Origin of the sequence: Mesorhizobium sp. M0808 (assembly GCF_040320025.1) — a bacterium.
Classification (GTDB): domain Bacteria; phylum Pseudomonadota; class Alphaproteobacteria; order Rhizobiales; family Rhizobiaceae; genus Mesorhizobium.
Map to the genome: position 1 here is coordinate 20,813 of NZ_JAMYOX010000049.1, position 15,896 is coordinate 36,708.

The window sequence follows — 15,896 nt, forward strand, 5'->3', positions numbered from 1 at the left end:
ACCCACCCGGGGTTCATGCGAACACCGCTGCCGAGATGCGAACGTAGGAAATCCGCCACCTCATCCAAACTGGAAAGGTGGGCTGGATGCACGTTAGATCCAAAGAGATGGCAGGCAAAGTAGCCATCAGAACCGGGCTCGGCCCACGCGGTTACCATACCGCCAATGACACGCTCAATACGAGCTACAGGCATATTTCCCCCACCATTTTCTAAGCAACGCCCCACGCCCGACAGCGTGTCCTCATATCATCTCACGAACCCCGGGTTGTAGATCCCGTTGAGGACGCCGCGAACTGCGGCCACCGGCGAGGCAGCGTGTTACTCATCAGTGCCGACGCTAAGCATGCTCTTCCTCGTCTTCGGACAATGCTTGCATAATATCACCCGCGAGGAGCTTCTCCTTCGACAGCAAGCCAGCATCCTCGAGCGCCTCAAAATCCGGCAGGTCGCGCAGCGTGTCGAGCCCGAACTCCAGCAGGAATTCTTTGGTCGTGACGTAGGTGTAGGGCGCGCCCGGTGTCGGACTGCGCGGGCCAGAGGCGATCAGCTTTGCGCCGCGCAGATGGCCGATCAGGTCGCGCGAAATTTCCTTGCCGAAGAAGCTCGACAGCTCGGTGCGGGTGATCGGCTGGAAATAGGCGATGCACATCAGCACCAGCACGTCTGACTGCGTCAGGTCCACGGCACGCCTACCGCTGCCGGCGGCTGTGCCAAATGCGCTGCGGATGGCATCGGCATAGGCGGGCCGGGTCAGGTGCCGAAAACCGCCCGCGACGGCGACCAGGTCATAGGGCCGGCCGCGCAGCTCCTCGCGAATGTCATCGATCAAAAGCTCGATGGCGCAGCCTTTGCCTACGACGCGCGCCAAGGTCTCGCGTGTCACCGGTTCGCTGGCGGCGAAGATGGTTGCTTCGACGCGGTGCATCCATTCGCGCCAGCGCCCCTCCGGCGACAGGTGATCCAACTCACGATCGAACAGACCGTCGTCTGGTCGGCCTTTCCCCCGTTTCGCGCGCGTCGCCTCGGCCATCGCTGTCACAGTCCGTAGATGCGGAACGTGGCGCGGCCCGACAGCTCGCGCACGGCGCCGAGGTCGACCAGCTTGTCGAACAGGCGCCGCAGGCCGCGGTCGCTCATTCCGGTCTTTTTGTCACCACGCGACGCGACGAGCGCATCTTCGTTCAGCAATTGGTCGACGACCAGGTCCGCACCCTTCGCCCTCAGTTTCGGCGCGACGGCAATGAGCCGTTCGGCGCGGCGGCCGAGCTCGGCCGAAAGGTCGATGGCCCGCAGCGCGGCCCGCGACTGCGCCACGAGCAGGCCCTGCACCGTCTCCCTGCCCGGCACCTGGTCCCTCTGCGTCAGGCTGGTTGTTTTCGGGCGCATGCCACGCGTGCTGCCAGCCGATCCCGGCTGCGCTCCCAGCAGCGGCACCGCATGCGACCATCCCAGTTTTTTCGCGAGCATGGCGTCGGCGAGCCATGAACCCAAATTGCGCCCGAAGCCACGGCGCTCAGCAGCTGCGAAAGCGCCGGTCAGCATTTCGACAACGCCCTCTGCCGCAGGCAGCGGACCGAGCTCGTCAGTCAGATCGCTGACAGCCTTGTCGTTGCGGGCGTGACCGAATTCCTCCGATGCCGCAGCGAGGTTTCCCTCCGTCAGAAGGTTCTCCACGGGCCACGCCGCCAGCCGGCGCCAGGCGAGGAGCAAAAGACCGGCGGGCCCGACATTGTCGCCCGGCCGCGTGAGCAGCACGGCATCGCGCAGCGAGCTTTCATCCTCGACGCGGCCGGCCTGCTTCGCAGTTGCCGCAGCCGCCGAAAGCGCCAGCCGCTGCCGCCAGGCGCCGGCCCATCGCTCCTGCCGGCGGACCACCGCGTCAAGCGCGCCGATGGCAGCGCCCGCTGTGAGCGCGACGTCCTCAATGTCTTTGCTCGCAAGGCTTTGCGCATCCGGGATGGCGCGGCGCAGCCAGGCCGGCACCGTTGCCATCGGCGCGTCGTTCGAAGGGGCACCGCCAAGCGTGGCGTCGTGGCGCGGAGAGGGTTTGGGACGCAGAATCATCGCAAACACGATGAATCATGGCGGCGCTTCTGGCAATTGATTTGCGTAACAACCGCCGCACCTGTCGCGTATTTAACACGAATGATAATGTTGCATTATCATTCGTTGTTTACGAGCCTACGGAGACATGGTAGAATACGCCAGAATGGTAGACTTTTGGAGTCTTTCGTGTCCCTGAACATCAAAAATCCGGCCACCGTGGCTCTCGCCGACGAACTCGCGCGCCGCCAGGGCATCAGCAAGACGGCAGCCATTCACCAGGCCCTTAGCGAGCGCTTGCATCGCTTGGGCTTTGGAGAGACCGCTCACGAGCGTCTGCTGGCAGAATTGCGCGCCATCCGAGAAAGAGTGGCACGATTGCCCGAACTGGATAGTCGCAGCGACGAGGAGATCATCGGATATGACGAGCATGGAATCCCTAACTGATGGTGATCGATACCTCAGCTGTTGTAGCGATCCTTCGGAGCGAGCCTGAGGCAGCAAGGCTGGAACGAGCGCTGGTCTTGGACCCAATCCGTCTGGTCCCGGCAACCTGCGTGCTCGAGGCGCGCATGGTGCTGGTCAGCAGGCGCGGCGAACATGCATTGGCCGAGATCGATCTTTGGCTGCGCAAAATTGAGGCCGACATCATTCCTGTCGACTCCGAATTGGTTGATCTGGCGACCCAGGGTTGGCTGGCCTACGGCCAGGGCCACCATCCGGCGGCGCTGAATTTTGCCGATTGCTTCTCCTATGCTTTGGCAAAGCGTGCGGACGAACCGCTGCTTTTCATCGGCAAGGACTTCTCTCAAACGGATATCGAAGCGGCATGAGCATGGCTGGCGACGCGCAACGATCATCGGCTGCTTCCGGCGATGACGACATGCCCGACATCGTCGATATCGTCATGCAGATGGGCGATGCCGACCTAGCCTCGTCCCCGCCCCTTCCAGCCATTGCCAATCCCAGCCTGCCTGCGCATCTTGAGGCGCTCGCCGGCCGCGCGCGCGATTATATCGAGGCGGCGAGTTCGGCCAACACGCGCCGCGCCTACGCAGCCGACTGGAAGCACTTTTGCGCCTGGGCGCGCCGGCAGGGTCTGGAAGTGCTCCCACCTGATCCGCAGACCGTCGGGCTCTACATCACCGCCTGCGCGTCAGGTACGGCCACTGGCGACAAAAAGCCCAACACCGTTTCAACTATCGAGCGCCGGCTTTCGTCGCTCTCCTGGAATTTTGCCCAGCGCGGCCAGCCGCTGGACCGCAAGGACCGGCATATCGCCACGGTCATGGCTGGCGTTCGCAACACCCACGCCTCCCCTCCCCGGCAGAAGGAAGCGATCCTGCCCGAGGATCTGATCGCCATGCTCGAGACCCTCGACCGCGGCACGCTGCGTGGTCTGCGCGACCGCGCCATGCTGCTTCTGGGTTTTGCCGGCGGCCTTCGCCGATCCGAAATCGTCGGGCTCGACATTGGTCGCGACCAGACCGAGGATTCTTCGGGCTGGATTGAGTTTTTTCCTGACAAGGGCGTGCTGGTGACCCTGCGCGGCAAAACCGGCTGGCGCGAGGTCGAGGTCGGCCGCGGCTCCTCCGACGCCACCTGCCCGGTGGCCGCTCTGCAGACCTGGCTAAGACTGGCGCACATTGCGCACGGACCTCTGTTCCGGCGCGTTGCTGGTCAAGGCAGAGCCGTCGGTGCCGATCGCTTGAACGACCAGGAGGTCGCACGCCTGGTCAAGCGCGCGGCCCTGGCCGCCGGCGTGCGCGGCGATCTGTCGGAGGGCGAACGGGCCAAGAAATTCGCCGGCCACTCCCTGCGGGCCGGCCTCGCCTCGTCGGCCGAGGTCGACGAACGCTATGTGCAACAGCAGCTCGGTCACGCCTCGGCCGAGATGACTCGAAAGTATCAGCGCCGGCGCGATCGTTTCCGCGTCAATCTCACCAAGGCGTCCGGGCTCTGAAAAGCCCCCTCCCCTGCCCCGTTTTGTCCGCTGGGATGAGGCGGTCAGATCTCAGGCGATAACAATACCTCATCGAGCACAGCGAGCGCTGTATCCAGACTATCGGCGGCCGACGCTTCGTAGTCAGGCATGATCATCAACTGCGTTATGGCACGGCCCACAAATTCCGGGTTTAGCTTTTCCAACCGATCCTTGGTCCGGGAGACCTGTTCCGGGAATGCGCGCAGATTGAAGCGAACAAATGACGAGGTCTCTTATCCCCGACACGAATAGCTCGCGATCTCATCGGGATTTCCCTTACCGTCATAGGCAGCTTGAGTGGGATAAGCGCAGATCGGCTGGTGCTTGCCAGGGAATGCCTTGCTGCCAGCCGCGAGAGAGTCCGGAGCCTTGTCTTGGTTTATCCAGCCCTCGATGGCGGCCAAAGGATCAAAGTCGTCGAAGGCTTGGCCATCGCCGCAGTGGGTCATCCCCGGGATTATGAACATGCGCACGAAACGGCGAGTCGCTTCCAAATCGCCGCCGCCTGTGACCTCGACGACTTGCTTGTACCAGCGCACCAGATCGTTGGCCGAGAAGACCGGATCGGAAAGTCCCTGAAACAAGAGCAGCTTTCCACCGTGGGCAGCGAAGCTGGCGAGATACGTGCCGGTCGCATCATTGAGCTTGGCCGTATCCGCAACGCGTGCCGGATCCTTGTCGAAGTCGAACTTCAGGGGGTCAAAATTCGGCGCCGGGGGCGTCATGAAGTAGTATTGAAGCGAGCGGGCTCCCAGAACGATGTTGTTTGCATCCGACTGGGAAGTGGGGGATTTGCCCAGCTTCCACATTCTCCAGTCCGCGCCCGCAACGCCCGTATCATATGGCCAATCGCTGTAAAGCTTTTCGCCATCGGAGCTTTCCGGACCCGCGAACGCGCGGCTCATGGCCTGCACTTGACCAGCCGTGAGGCAGCTGTCCGTCTTATCGCCTTGGCAGGACAGGACCTTTGGGTCGAACCGGCACTGCTGCCAGGCGTTGATGACGCCATCCTCAATGCCATCGCGGGCATCACAGGCAGCGAGAACCGCGTTGGCGACGAGGTTCAGATCCTGCTGGGAGAAGGCGCGGGATAGAATGGGATGGCCGGCCTCATCCTTGGGAGCGATGCTCATGTACTCGCGAGTATCCCAGGCTTGGGCAATGTTGGCGGCACTGAGACGAAAACCCGGGCTACCTGCAACAATCCCGTCGAACTCGAGCGGATATCGCTGAGCCGCTATCAACGCCTCACGACCGCCATTCGAGCATCCCATGAACACCGACTTTTTCGGAGCCGCCCCATAGAACTTGGCCACCACCTGCTTCGAGACCGAAGTGACTTTGCCAATGGAGGCGTACGCAAAATCAATGCGTGCGGCTTGATCGACCCCGAAAGCCGGATCGGGGCTTGGGTGCCCGCCATCCATGCTTACAACAGCGTAGCCGCGCAAGAGCCCGGGAGCCGCGGTCGAGTTCCGGCAAGGAATGGTCCCGACGGCCGGCGCCAGGAAGCCATCAACTGCGCCGCCGCCCTGGAAAAGGAACATGTCGTTCCAGGTCGTCGGAAGACGCACCTCAAACCGGGTGCCATATGATTGACCATCGACCCCCTGGCGTTTCCCGATAACACCTCGGACAAGGCAGTGCCCGCCCACTTTTACCGCCTGAGGCGAGGCGCCGGTGAATGCAGTGAAGGGATCTGCGGGGATCTCCTGCGGCTTTTGAAGGCTAGCCTCGGTAAAGATCACGCTTGGAATTGTGAGCTTGGCGATGGACCGGCACGCCTGATCCGACGCGTTTGCCGCCAGTGCAGGCGCACATACACATATGATCGCCAAAATCAGTGCCAGGGTGCACCCGCGGTCCCGCAGCTTGAGCCCGTTAGCCAAGAACATACCCATCCTCCCTGGATGCCCCCGATAGCCCGAAAGCTGATCGCATTGGTAGCTAGTTGTGAGCTTTCAGAAGGTTATCCATCCGGTCCGAACCGGGAAAGCTGAGGTTGTCGAAGCTTCAGTGATTCCAGTGGGACCGGATGAACATCCATAAGAGTACCCGTCTGACGCCGCTCGGTCGAGAGCGAATTGTAATGCAGGTCGAGAGCGGACAGACGCCTGAGGCCGTCGCCAAAGCCGCAGGCGTCTGCCCGCGGACGGTTCGCAAATGGCTCGACCGGTATCGCGCCGAGGAAATGCCAGGATTGCGGGATCGCTCATCTCGCCCTCATCGGCTGCGCCGGCCGACGCTGGTGCGCGCGAGCGGTTGGATGGGCTTCTGACCGAAATGTTGGCCGGTAACATAAGCCGCTTCATCTTGCTTCGCAAGTTCGAGCTCGGCAACATGTTCGAGCTCGGCAACAATTCCGCGGCGGCAAACCGGCTGCTTGACCGACTGGAGTTCCTGCGCGGTGGGTCTTGATCCGCAAGTGCTCGCCGGCATCCGCAACACCGCATCGCTCGCCTGCGTCGGCAGGGTGAGCGCTATGTTCACCGATGGCTTGCGCGATATCAGCTCGGATCGACGCTGGGCGATCCTTGCCGTTTGCGCCGTGGAATGGGAGGCGGCGGTCGCCGATGCCGTGGTCGAGACCCATGACCGGATCGTAAGGAAGACCTGGCGAGAGACTAAGGAGGAAACGGGCTTGACGCTGCAGAGGCTCTATTCGGCCGACATATGCGAGCAATTCTATGAAGCGGACCGCGACGCCATTAGCCTCCTGCCGGTTTTCGTGGGTTTCGCGGGGTCGACAGAGACGGTGCGACTGAATGCCGAACACAGCGAGTTTCAGTGGGTCCCCTTCGATCAAGCGGTCAACATGGTTCCGTTTGCCGGGCAGCGGAACGTGCTCAGGCACGTCCAGAAAGAGTTCGTCGAGCAAGAGCCAAATCGCTGGCTGTTAATTCATCCGCCACGCTAGGCAGCCGGGACGACGCGAGCGGCCGATTCCCACCCCTCCGGGCCGTCAGGGAAGGTGGAAAATCGACCCAAAGCGTCCTCCAAGCGGCGAATTTCGAAGTAAGTTTTCCGCCTTGCTGGAACCCTGCACCTTCATAGAAGCGCAGAGTGGACTCCCTCCGAGATCCAGTCGCCAACAGAACCTTGTAGCAATCGGCGTTCCATGCTTTGTCGAGCGCGGCATGAAGGACGGCGCGGCCCAGCCCAGTAGCCCAGTCCGGCGATGGTTGGCATCTGTCACGACGTTTTCGATTACCCCGTAAAGACGGGCTCCCCGGGACAAGTTGGGAACGATCGCGAGTGTGCAGGACGACACGAGCAGCCCTGCCATATCGACCACGAAGACAGTGATCCGATTCGTATGATTGGAAAGTGGATAGTGACAGACCCTCAGCCTTCAAACCAACAACACACGAGCATGGGCGGGTAACCGCTGCATGTCGGTTGTCCACCCTACTGAGACAGATGGGAACCGGACAGCTCGCGACCCTTTTCGGACCTTGGTTCGAGAAAGCTCTACCGGAAGCAAGATGTTCGTTCGTAACAAAATGGACCGATCTCTGCTCTGTGGCGTGTGCGTTCAAGCCGCTCGGGGCGATACCCGCAGAAACGAGCGAGCTTACCATCGAACACCTGCTAAGCTCATTAGCAATGAAGCAACGAAGGTGGAGGCTAGGTGTTTAGTCCCGGCATTTGATGGGTGGGATCGAGTCGGAACCGTTCGGGCTCTTTTGCCCAGATCTTGCAGATGAACTCGTAGGGTGTTAGGCCCTTGAAGGTCTTAAGCCGGCGCGCGAAATTGTAAGCTAAGATGAAGTCGGCGAGATGCCGGCGCAGTTGATCGTGATCGTCATAGTGGAAGCGCTTGACGGTGGCGTCCTTGATGGTCCGATTCATCCGCTCGACCTGGCCGTTCGCCCAGGGATGGTTGATCTTTGTGAGCCGGTGCTCGATGCCATGTTCGTCGCAGATGCCGTCGAAGATGTGCTGAAGGGATGCTGGTCAAGGTCGCCAACAAGGATACCGAAAGCGTCGTCTCGGCACTGATCAAACAGGCACGGAAACTCCCCGGCGAACTGTACCAGTCGTTGACCTGGGACCGAGGTAAAGAGCTCGCCGATCACCAGCGCCTGACCTTGGCCTCCGACGTCGAGGTCTACTTCTGTGATCCGCGGTCGCCGTGGCAGCGCGGCTCCAACGAAAACACCAACCGATTACTGCGCCAATATCTGCCGCGCGGAACCGATCTATCCCTGCACAGCCAGACTAAGCTCAGCGCGATCGCACGGCAGCTCAATGAGAGGCCGCGAAAGACCTTGCTTTATCAAACCCCAGCTGAAAAGTTCGCGGAGTGTGTTGCAGGGATCAGTTGAACCCACCCCGCTAAGCGGGCAGAATTTCTGCGACAGCATTTGCTGAAACCCTACTTTACAACAGTGTGGCGCTTCCGGCCGAGCGAAAGCCGGATCGGGAGGTCTTGGGACGATATCATTGTATCAATCTCGACGACGTTGCCGTTGATCCGCACACCTCGTCCCGAGATCGCCCTTCGCGCTTCCCCTTTGGAGGAGGTCAATCCGGCGCGTACCAGCAAATCCACAAGGGCTACTCCGGCCAAGCCCTCGGCGTCATTTAGATGAAGCGTCGGTAGCCCCTCTGCGGCTTCGCCCTGCCCAAATGCTTGGCTAGCCGTGGCCTCCGCCTGTTTGGCGGCGTTAGTTCCATGTGCCAGGGCCGTAGCTTCGTTGGCCAGACGTTCTTTGACGGCGTTTAGCTCGGTTCCTTCAGCCTGTCCAAATCGCTCGATCTCGTCCATCGGCAGATCGGTGAAAAGCTTCAGGAACCGAACGACATCAGCGTCTTCCGTGTTACGCCAGAATTGCCAGTAATCGTATGGCGAAAGGCGATCTTCGTTGAGCCACACAGCTCCGGCAGCCGTCTTACCCATCTTGACACCTGAAGAAGTCGTCAGAAGCGGCGTAGTCACTCCGAAGACTTCCTTTCCATCCGTCCGCCGTATCAAGTCGATGCCATTGATGATGTTCCCCCACTGGTCGGCTCCACCCATCTGCAGACGGCAACCGGTCCGGCGGGATAGCTCAAGGAAGTCGAACGCTTGGAGGATCATGTAGTTGAATTCTAAGAAGCTCAGGTTCTCCTGCTTTTCCAGCCGCGACTTCACACTGTCGAAAGAGAGCATCCGATTGACGGAGAAATGCCTGCCGACGTCTCTCAGCATGTCGATCCAACGAATGCTGTCCAGCCAGTCGGCATTGTTCACCATCACGGCATCCGTCGGGCCGTCTCCGAAGACAAGGAGACGGTCAAAGACCTTTCTGATCCCTTCAATGTTGGCGGCGATCCGGTCGTCCGTCAGCATCGGCCGCGCCTCCGAACGGAAGCTGGGATCGCCGATGCGGGTGGTCCCACCCCCAATGAGAACGATGGGTTTATGGCCAGTCTGCTGAAGATGACGAAGCGCCATGATCAGAAGAAGATGGCCGACATGAAGACTGTCAGCCGTCGCATCGAAACCAGCGTAAGCGGGTACGACGCCTGCTTCAAAGGCGGCATCGACACCCGGCAGGTCGGTCCCTTGATTTACATAGCCGCGCTCAATGAGCGTCTTCAAAGCGGCCGAACATGGTTCGGAATGACCGGTTGATAAATCGGGAAGTGCCATAGGGAATCCTCCTGGTATTGCCGCCAGGGGGTCCTCTCAATGAACAAGCCGCCTGACGGCGGCTTGTTTCAAGGCATGATCGAAACGCGCCGCTCCTTATGGAAGCGTCGCATAATAGATTGCAGCGATGGGCGCGGACTTGATCATGTGCCGATGCATAAAGGACTTTATCCGCACCTGCAAGCAATCTGAAATGGCTACTTCGGGGAGCTGCCGAGCCTTTGTCGCGACGATTTTGCAACTGACTTTTGCACCGTCGCAGAACTCAACTTTTGCGACAACATCTCACCAAGGCGTCCGGGCTCTAGAAAAAAGTCCCCCTCCCCTGTTGCGGTCACTATGCATTTTTATATAGTCACCGTAGTCACAATGGTCACGGAGGCCAGAATGCAGTCTGCTCCAAAAGAGGATGCCAACTGGACCGTCGCTCGGGCCAAGGCGCGGCTGTCGGAAGTCATCGAGCGTGCGCAGGCGGCGCCGCAAACGATCACGCGCAACGGTAGGCCAAGCGTCGTTGTCGTCTCCGCCGAGGAATGGCAACGCAAGACGGTGCGCAAGGGTACGCTTGCGGAGTTTCTGCTGGAGTCGCCGCTACGCGGCGCGGAACTCGACCTTGAGCGTCAACGCGATGAACCGCGTGATCTGCCGCTGTGAGGCTACTGCTGGACACGAATGTCCTGTCCGAGGTGACAAGGCCGGCGCCGGACGCACGCGTTCTGGAATGGCTGGACAAGCTCGACGAGGATCGCTCGTTCATCAGCGTGGTGTCGATCGCGGAAATCCGGCGCGGCGTTGCTCTCATGGGCGAGGGTCGGAAGCGTGAGGCGCTGGCCGAATGGCTTGCCCGAGACCTGCCTCAGCGTTTCGAGCAGAGAGTCCTCCCCGTCGACGAGCCGGTTGCTCTGGCCTGGGGCGATCTGATGGGTCTTGCGAAGCGCCGCGGCCGCGGGCTGACGTCAATGGACGGATTGATCGCAGCCACAGCGATTGCCCAGGAGCTCACTCTGGCAACGCGTAATATGAAGGATTTCGAAGGCTTCGGAATAGAGCTCTTCGATCCGTGGACTGCGTGAATCGCCCAGCACCTCATCCCGAATGCTCGAAGCGAATTTCGAAAAAGAAGTGTGGGTTTGCTCTCATACCCTTTGCTGAAATGTTGTGACAGAGCGCATGGAATGCCACGCGCTTCAAATCGGAGTAGCCATCCAGGAAGCCTGAAGCCCTTTGAAGCGCATGTCCGTCAGCTATTCATAGCGTGGATGACTTTGATCGAAACAAACGATTTCATAACTCTTCGGAAATCTTGCATGGACAAAAGCACGTCCGCACCGATCACCCATCCAAGGAGAAAATCTTCCATGCGCCCTGACGTGCAGTGGAGGTCGTGCCGAGAAGTGAGTTGCAACTGGCCGACCATGTCGGCGGTTCGACGCTAGTCGTCCCCAATGTTCCTGAGCTGCGAAGTCTTGCAGGCGAGCCCGCTGCCCAGCGCGATTCTGCTTGTGGGCGGGCTTATTGCCGCAGGCAGATCCGGTCGGCTCGTCTGGGCAGCGGATTGGAGACCCGGCCGGCAGCGCTACCATACAACATCAGCGCACTTTACATCTACGCGGTATTGCCGTGCTTCCAGTCGGTGCCATGTTTGGCCGACGCATGACGCGATGCGGCCTCCTGCACAGCCGAAGGCGTTATCGGATGTGCGACCGGGAAGCAGGTGGACAGTGCAGCACGTGTCACTCGCTGTGCGACGGTCTTTCGGGGAATGAAATCGGGCCAGTTCACGGCGCGGTGATCCAGCCAAGCTCTCGGCGTCATGGAACGGCAGGCGCCACGATCGAAGCATCTCATGTTGATTCAGGCGGACCCCTTATGAGGCGTTCTTTGATGCCGGTGATGCCTGACAGGCGGTTGCAGCTGCAAGCGACAATGCGGCCTATTTAGTTGGAAACGGAGGCAGGCCAATTTGGCTTGCCCGTCACTATGTGGAGAAAGAAATGCTGTGTCTAGGAATTAGCGGCGGACTTGACCAAGTCCATGAAAACCGATTCGAGCTTCGGAACGCCTTTATGCACGATGGCGCCGCGGTGCTCGTCCGAGACGGACGGGTGATAGCAGCCGTCGAAGAGGAACGCCTCAATCGGATGAAACACTCCAACAAGCTCCCAATTCGTTCGATTCAATACTGTCTGTCAGCGGCGGGGGTTCAGCTCAACGACATTGATCGTGTCGCGCTCTACGCCAGCGAGCCCTATGCCAACGCCATGCTTGAAGGTATGTCCGCATCCCACCCGGACATTCTCTCCATTCCGTTGGATGCTAAAACGTTGGTGCAGGATCTGTTAACGCGTGAGTTCGGCACTAAGTTGGACAGTTCGCGTATTTCATTCGTAAGTCATCATCAGGCGCACGCCGTGAGCGCCTTTGCAATGTCGGGCTTCGAACAAAGTCTCATTCTAGCGATTGATGGCTCTGGTGATTTCCTATCGGGCCTCTTGGCGGTAGGGTCTGGCACAGAAATTACGCAACTCGAGGCTTTCCCCGAGAACAATTCTCTTGGGCTGTTTTATCTCGAGACGATCCGCTATCTCGGCTACGGCTTGTTCGACGAGTATAAGGTAATGGGACTCGCGCCCTACGGCGACCCCGCTCCCTATCGCGAGCTCTTCGAGCAGTTCTACGAGCTCTCCGCCAACGGCGGTGGCTACCGTGTTCACCTCGACCGCATCGGTCCGGCGTTGCTCCGCAATATCGAGGTCAGGCGAAAGGGAATGCCCTTCACCCAGCAGCATCGAGATGTGAGTGCGTCACTGCAGGAAGCGCTTGAGCGGATCGTGTTCCACATTCTCCGGCATCACCGTGAGGCCACCGGCATGAAGCGGTTGTGCCTGGCGGGGGGGGTGGCCCACAACTGTACGATGAACGGTAAGCTGCTGTATTCAGGGCTTTTCGAAGACATCTTCGTGCAACCCGCGTCTCACGACGCTGGCTGCGCATTGGGAGCTGCGCTGATAGTCTCTAACGAGATGGGCCGCCCCGCGCCGTGTGAGCGACTGCAGGAGGTCTATTGGGGTCCTGATCTCGGGAGCGAGCGCGCCGTGCAACAGGAACTGAATGCATGGGCCGGACATCTCGAGGTTGAACGCTCTGATGACGTGGCAAGCAGTGCAGCCGACTGGATCGCCAACGGCGCCGTGATCGGCTGGGTGCAGGGTCGTTCGGAGTTTGGGCCACGTGCGCTGGGCAACCGCAGCATTCTTGCCGACCCTCGGCCCGCCGCAAACAAGGACCGGATCAATGCGATGGTCAAGAAGCGCGAAGGCTATCGGCCCTTCGCGCCATCTGTGCTGGAGGAGGATGCGAGCGAATTTTTCGACCTCCCGGACGGTAGGCACGAATTTCCATTCATGAATTTCGTCGTTCGCGTGCGTGACTCAAAGCGCGCCTTGCTCGGTGCCATCACGCACGTCGACGGTACCGCTCGCCTGCAAACAGTATCGCACAACGCCAATCCCGCGTACTGGGAGGTCATCAATGCGTTCAAGAAGCGCACAGGCACTCCAATTCTGCTCAATACGTCCTTTAACAACAATGCCGAACCGATCGTGGATTCGGTTGCAGACGCGATTGCCACCTTTCTGACGACAGAGCTGGATGGACTTGTGGTCGGGCCCTTCCTGGTAAAAAAGCGGGCTGCAACGCTGCAGGATTGGACTGCGCTTGCGGTTTCGTTGCCGCCCTATGTGTCCCTCCATCAAACCCGCGCTTACAAAGCGCCAGATCGTCGGGAAACTCACTGCGAGATCAGCACGACCCACTTCAACAGTGACAGTGTGCGAATTTCACACGACTTGTTTAATCTGCTGATGCGGATTGAGGGCGAAGCCATGTTGGGAGATCTCCTCAATACAATTGCGCCGGATCAGGCTAAGCGTGACGCTGTGATGGAGGGCCTGCGACGACTGTGGGAGCAGCGCCTCGTTCGGTTGCATCCCTCACAAGCTGCTCGCACGCATCAAGACTGCGATCAAACGCTGGACCAGCATAACAGGCTCTCAGCGTGATAGCGATGCCGCTATCCAAGCTCGGCGAATAAACGTGTTCATCGACGCCCCCTCCCCGCACCCTGGGGGCTGGGGGTCGACTTCATCACAGGGTTGATTCGTCCACTTCATGTTGGACGACCCGGACGCGCAGAAAAAAGCGCCTGCGGCGGGTCCTTTGTTAACCACCATGATGCGGGACCACAGCGACAGGGCGTGCCGGAGACGGTCAATCCGGCCGGCGATGTCGTCGCCGGCGGCGACGGTCTCATTCAGGATCAGCATCGACCAAAGAGCGAGGCCACTGCCGTTATGCTCGAGATCTGGGGACGGCGGCTTGGCGATCGCCGTCTACTCGGCGTTTCTCGAACTCACTGCATGCAAGACCGTGACGAAGCCCTTCACATTGCGGGTCGGGACATAGCTGGCTTCTTGGCGCGCTACCACCGCTAGAGATGCAGACTTCGCCCGACAGCTCCTGCTGGAGCGCGGCTTGGATCTGATGGCAGAATTCTTGCGGAGACGCGGACAAGTGGGGAGCACTCCAACCCTACACACGCGTCACTGGCTATCAGTGTTGACCGTATAATCTTCGGAATGGCAATGGCATATTTTACAAAGCACGACCGCAATCAAATTATATACCGCAGCTGGGAAGAGCCGGAACAGTCAAGCGCAAGGATGAGAATTTTGGTCCTCAAGCTTGATCATGTCGGCGACTTTTGGATGTCTCTAGGGCCCCTAAAGGACCTTCGTCAGCGTTTTGCGCATGCCCACATTACGCTGGTGGTGGGAAGCTGGAACATCGCTACTGCAAAACAGTTCGACCTCGCCGACGATCACATTGCTTTTGACTTTTTTCCTCGCAACCCAAAAGTCAAAACGCGCAAAAAAGCCGCCGACATAAGGCCGCTGCTGACCGGCGAGTTTGATCTTGCCATTGATATGCGTGTTCCGGAAGAAACAAGGCCCATCTTGCTTGAAGTCCCCGCCAGGCACCGTGCGGCGATAGTTGATCCGTACAGCATGCATCAGATCGATATTGCGATAGCGCCATTCAATCTGAAACTGCGCAGAACCATCCTCTACAAGCTGGTCCAAAAAATAGGGCTTGCTAACAAAATCCCTCGTAGATGGCTTGATTGGTTCATTGACCGCAAGCAGGTGCGTCTCCAGCATGTGTCAGAAATCCTCCTCTTTCTGGTCGCAAAGGCAGCTGCCTATTTCGAAAGCGGAGCGGGTCACCCACAGAATTCGACTACAGGCAATGCCCCGATTGTCGTGGCTCCGTTCTCCAATTCCAGCCTGCGAGATTGGCCGATTGAAAGTTTTGGCAAAGTTGTCGCTGCTCTTTCGACCCGTGGTGAGGTGGTCCTCGTTGCCCGTGGCGAATGCCTGGAAGCGCTTGAGGAGGTTGCGAACATAGCTCGGGATCGTGGAGCCGCGAACATTCGGACGGCTGTCGACTTGTCGGAATTGGAATTCAATTATCTCGTGAATTCGGCCGCGCTCGTCGTTTCGAACAATTCAGGCACCGGGCATGTCGCTGCCCAGCTTGGCCGCCCTACTATCGGCATTTTCACGGCGTCACATCTACCGGAGATTTGGGGGTTTCGAGGTCCCCTGGTCAGCATGCTTATGAGTGTTATTGAATGTCGCGGGTGTGGTCTGGACCAAGTGCGGCATTGTCCGGTCAAAGTCCGATGCAAGTTCGACATCACGCCGGATCTCGTGATTGCCGAGGTAAACGCCTTGATGAATCATTGTAAGGGTACGGCACAAGCTTAGTGGCTCGCGGTCACCATAACCGCGATTGCCCGGATCTTGGTCGCTGATTCAATCGCTACAAACATCTAAAGGCCGAAATTCAGAATTGAATCGACTTGGTCGAAGGACCGCAGTGGCGATGTCACCCCCTGGGCCGGGCGACCATTTCGTTTTCGTTCGCATGCCCGTCCATAGCGACAGCGCCACTAACAGCAGATGAACCACACAAAGTGAGGGAGACCCCAATTAAGTGCCAAGCGACAGCTGGCCCAAGGCGCCTGGCTGAAGGCGCATGAAAACCTCGTCATCACCGGGCAGACCGATCCCACGACATAATGCACACCTCGCTATGTTATTGAAAAAGCTGGATCTGCTGATCCTGTGATTGTGATAATGGACTGTGTCCGCTCCTGCCGGAATGG

The 15,896-nt window shown here is 59.4% G+C and carries 11 protein-coding genes and 4 pseudogenes; 10 read left to right on the forward strand and 5 right to left on the reverse strand.

Annotated features, from left to right (window positions below):
* Nucleotides 1-339: 339 nt before the first annotated feature.
* Nucleotides 340-1,032 carry an SMC-Scp complex subunit ScpB gene (gene scpB, locus NKI25_RS31770; protein ID WP_353000398.1) on the reverse strand — a complete coding sequence of 231 codons (693 nt, stop codon included), beginning with the start codon at nucleotides 1,030-1,032 and terminating at the stop codon, nucleotides 340-342.
* Nucleotides 1,033-1,037: 5 nt separating this feature from the next.
* A complete protein-coding gene (locus NKI25_RS31775; RefSeq protein ID WP_353000401.1) occupies nucleotides 1,038-2,066 on the reverse strand; it encodes a DUF1403 family protein in 1,029 nt (342 codons plus the stop codon).
* A gap of 168 nt (nucleotides 2,067-2,234) precedes the next feature.
* Here NKI25_RS31775 and NKI25_RS31780 point away from each other — a divergent pair, with 168 nt between their 5' ends.
* Genes NKI25_RS31780 through NKI25_RS31790 form a run of 3 tightly spaced genes read left to right on the forward strand, consistent with a single transcriptional unit; the run spans nucleotide 2,235 to nucleotide 4,008 of the window.
* Nucleotides 2,235-2,492 (forward strand): type II toxin-antitoxin system VapB family antitoxin, encoded by a 258-nt coding sequence (locus NKI25_RS31780; protein WP_352962873.1) that lies wholly within the window; start codon nucleotides 2,235-2,237, stop codon nucleotides 2,490-2,492.
* Nucleotides 2,492-2,878, forward strand: a complete 387-nt coding sequence (locus NKI25_RS31785; protein WP_352854357.1) for a type II toxin-antitoxin system VapC family toxin — start codon at nucleotides 2,492-2,494, stop codon at nucleotides 2,876-2,878. Before NKI25_RS31780 ends, NKI25_RS31785 begins: the two co-directional genes overlap by 1 nt.
* On the forward strand, nucleotides 2,875-4,008 hold the full coding sequence (locus NKI25_RS31790) for a site-specific integrase (protein ID WP_023679080.1): 1,134 nt from the start codon (nucleotides 2,875-2,877) through the stop codon (nucleotides 4,006-4,008). The genes NKI25_RS31785 and NKI25_RS31790 overlap by 4 nt, the downstream gene beginning before the upstream one ends.
* Before the next feature lie 254 nt (nucleotides 4,009-4,262).
* Here the strand turns inward: NKI25_RS31790 and NKI25_RS31795 are convergent, their stop codons facing one another.
* Nucleotides 4,263-5,924 (reverse strand): tannase/feruloyl esterase family alpha/beta hydrolase, encoded by a 1,662-nt coding sequence (locus NKI25_RS31795; RefSeq protein ID WP_156937414.1) that lies wholly within the window; start codon nucleotides 5,922-5,924, stop codon nucleotides 4,263-4,265.
* 140 nt (nucleotides 5,925-6,064) lie between these two features.
* On the opposite strand from NKI25_RS31795, the pseudogene NKI25_RS31800 reads away from it, so the two are divergent.
* Nucleotides 6,065-6,280, forward strand: a pseudogene (locus NKI25_RS31800) (leucine zipper domain-containing protein); the annotation flags it as partial.
* A pseudogene (locus tag NKI25_RS31805) lies at nucleotides 6,274-6,679 on the forward strand (Tn3 family transposase); the annotation flags it as partial. The pseudogenes NKI25_RS31800 and NKI25_RS31805, both read left to right, overlap by 7 nt.
* A 977-nt stretch (nucleotides 6,680-7,656) precedes the next feature.
* Here NKI25_RS31805 and NKI25_RS31815 read toward each other — a convergent pair.
* Nucleotides 7,657-7,974, reverse strand: a pseudogene (locus NKI25_RS31815) (integrase core domain-containing protein); the annotation flags it as partial.
* A 5-nt stretch (nucleotides 7,975-7,979) separates the two neighbouring features.
* On the opposite strand from NKI25_RS31815, the pseudogene NKI25_RS31820 reads away from it, so the two are divergent.
* Nucleotides 7,980-8,357 (forward strand): annotated as a pseudogene (locus tag NKI25_RS31820) (IS30 family transposase); the annotation flags it as partial.
* A gap of 50 nt (nucleotides 8,358-8,407) precedes the next feature.
* Here the strand turns inward: NKI25_RS31820 and tyrS are convergent.
* A complete protein-coding gene (tyrS, locus tag NKI25_RS31825) occupies nucleotides 8,408-9,667 on the reverse strand; it encodes a tyrosine--tRNA ligase (protein WP_352610115.1) in 1,260 nt (419 codons plus the stop codon).
* A 387-nt stretch (nucleotides 9,668-10,054) separates the two neighbouring features.
* Here tyrS and NKI25_RS31830 point away from each other — a divergent pair, with 387 nt between their 5' ends.
* The 4 genes from NKI25_RS31830 (at nucleotide 10,055) to NKI25_RS31845 (ending at nucleotide 15,495) form a co-directional block, all read left to right on the forward strand.
* Nucleotides 10,055-10,321 (forward strand): type II toxin-antitoxin system prevent-host-death family antitoxin, encoded by a 267-nt coding sequence (locus tag NKI25_RS31830; RefSeq protein ID WP_023679089.1) that lies wholly within the window; start codon nucleotides 10,055-10,057, stop codon nucleotides 10,319-10,321.
* Nucleotides 10,318-10,740, forward strand: coding sequence for a type II toxin-antitoxin system VapC family toxin (locus NKI25_RS31835; RefSeq protein ID WP_352480554.1), 423 nt, complete (start codon nucleotides 10,318-10,320; stop codon nucleotides 10,738-10,740). The genes NKI25_RS31830 and NKI25_RS31835 overlap by 4 nt, the downstream gene beginning before the upstream one ends.
* 921 nt (nucleotides 10,741-11,661) lie before the next feature.
* Nucleotides 11,662-13,728, forward strand: a complete 2,067-nt coding sequence (locus NKI25_RS31840; RefSeq protein WP_353000403.1) for a carbamoyltransferase family protein — start codon at nucleotides 11,662-11,664, stop codon at nucleotides 13,726-13,728.
* Between the two features lie 582 nt (nucleotides 13,729-14,310).
* Nucleotides 14,311-15,495, forward strand: a complete 1,185-nt coding sequence (locus NKI25_RS31845; protein ID WP_352571661.1) for a glycosyltransferase family 9 protein — start codon at nucleotides 14,311-14,313, stop codon at nucleotides 15,493-15,495.
* Nucleotides 15,496-15,896 lie beyond the last annotated feature (401 nt).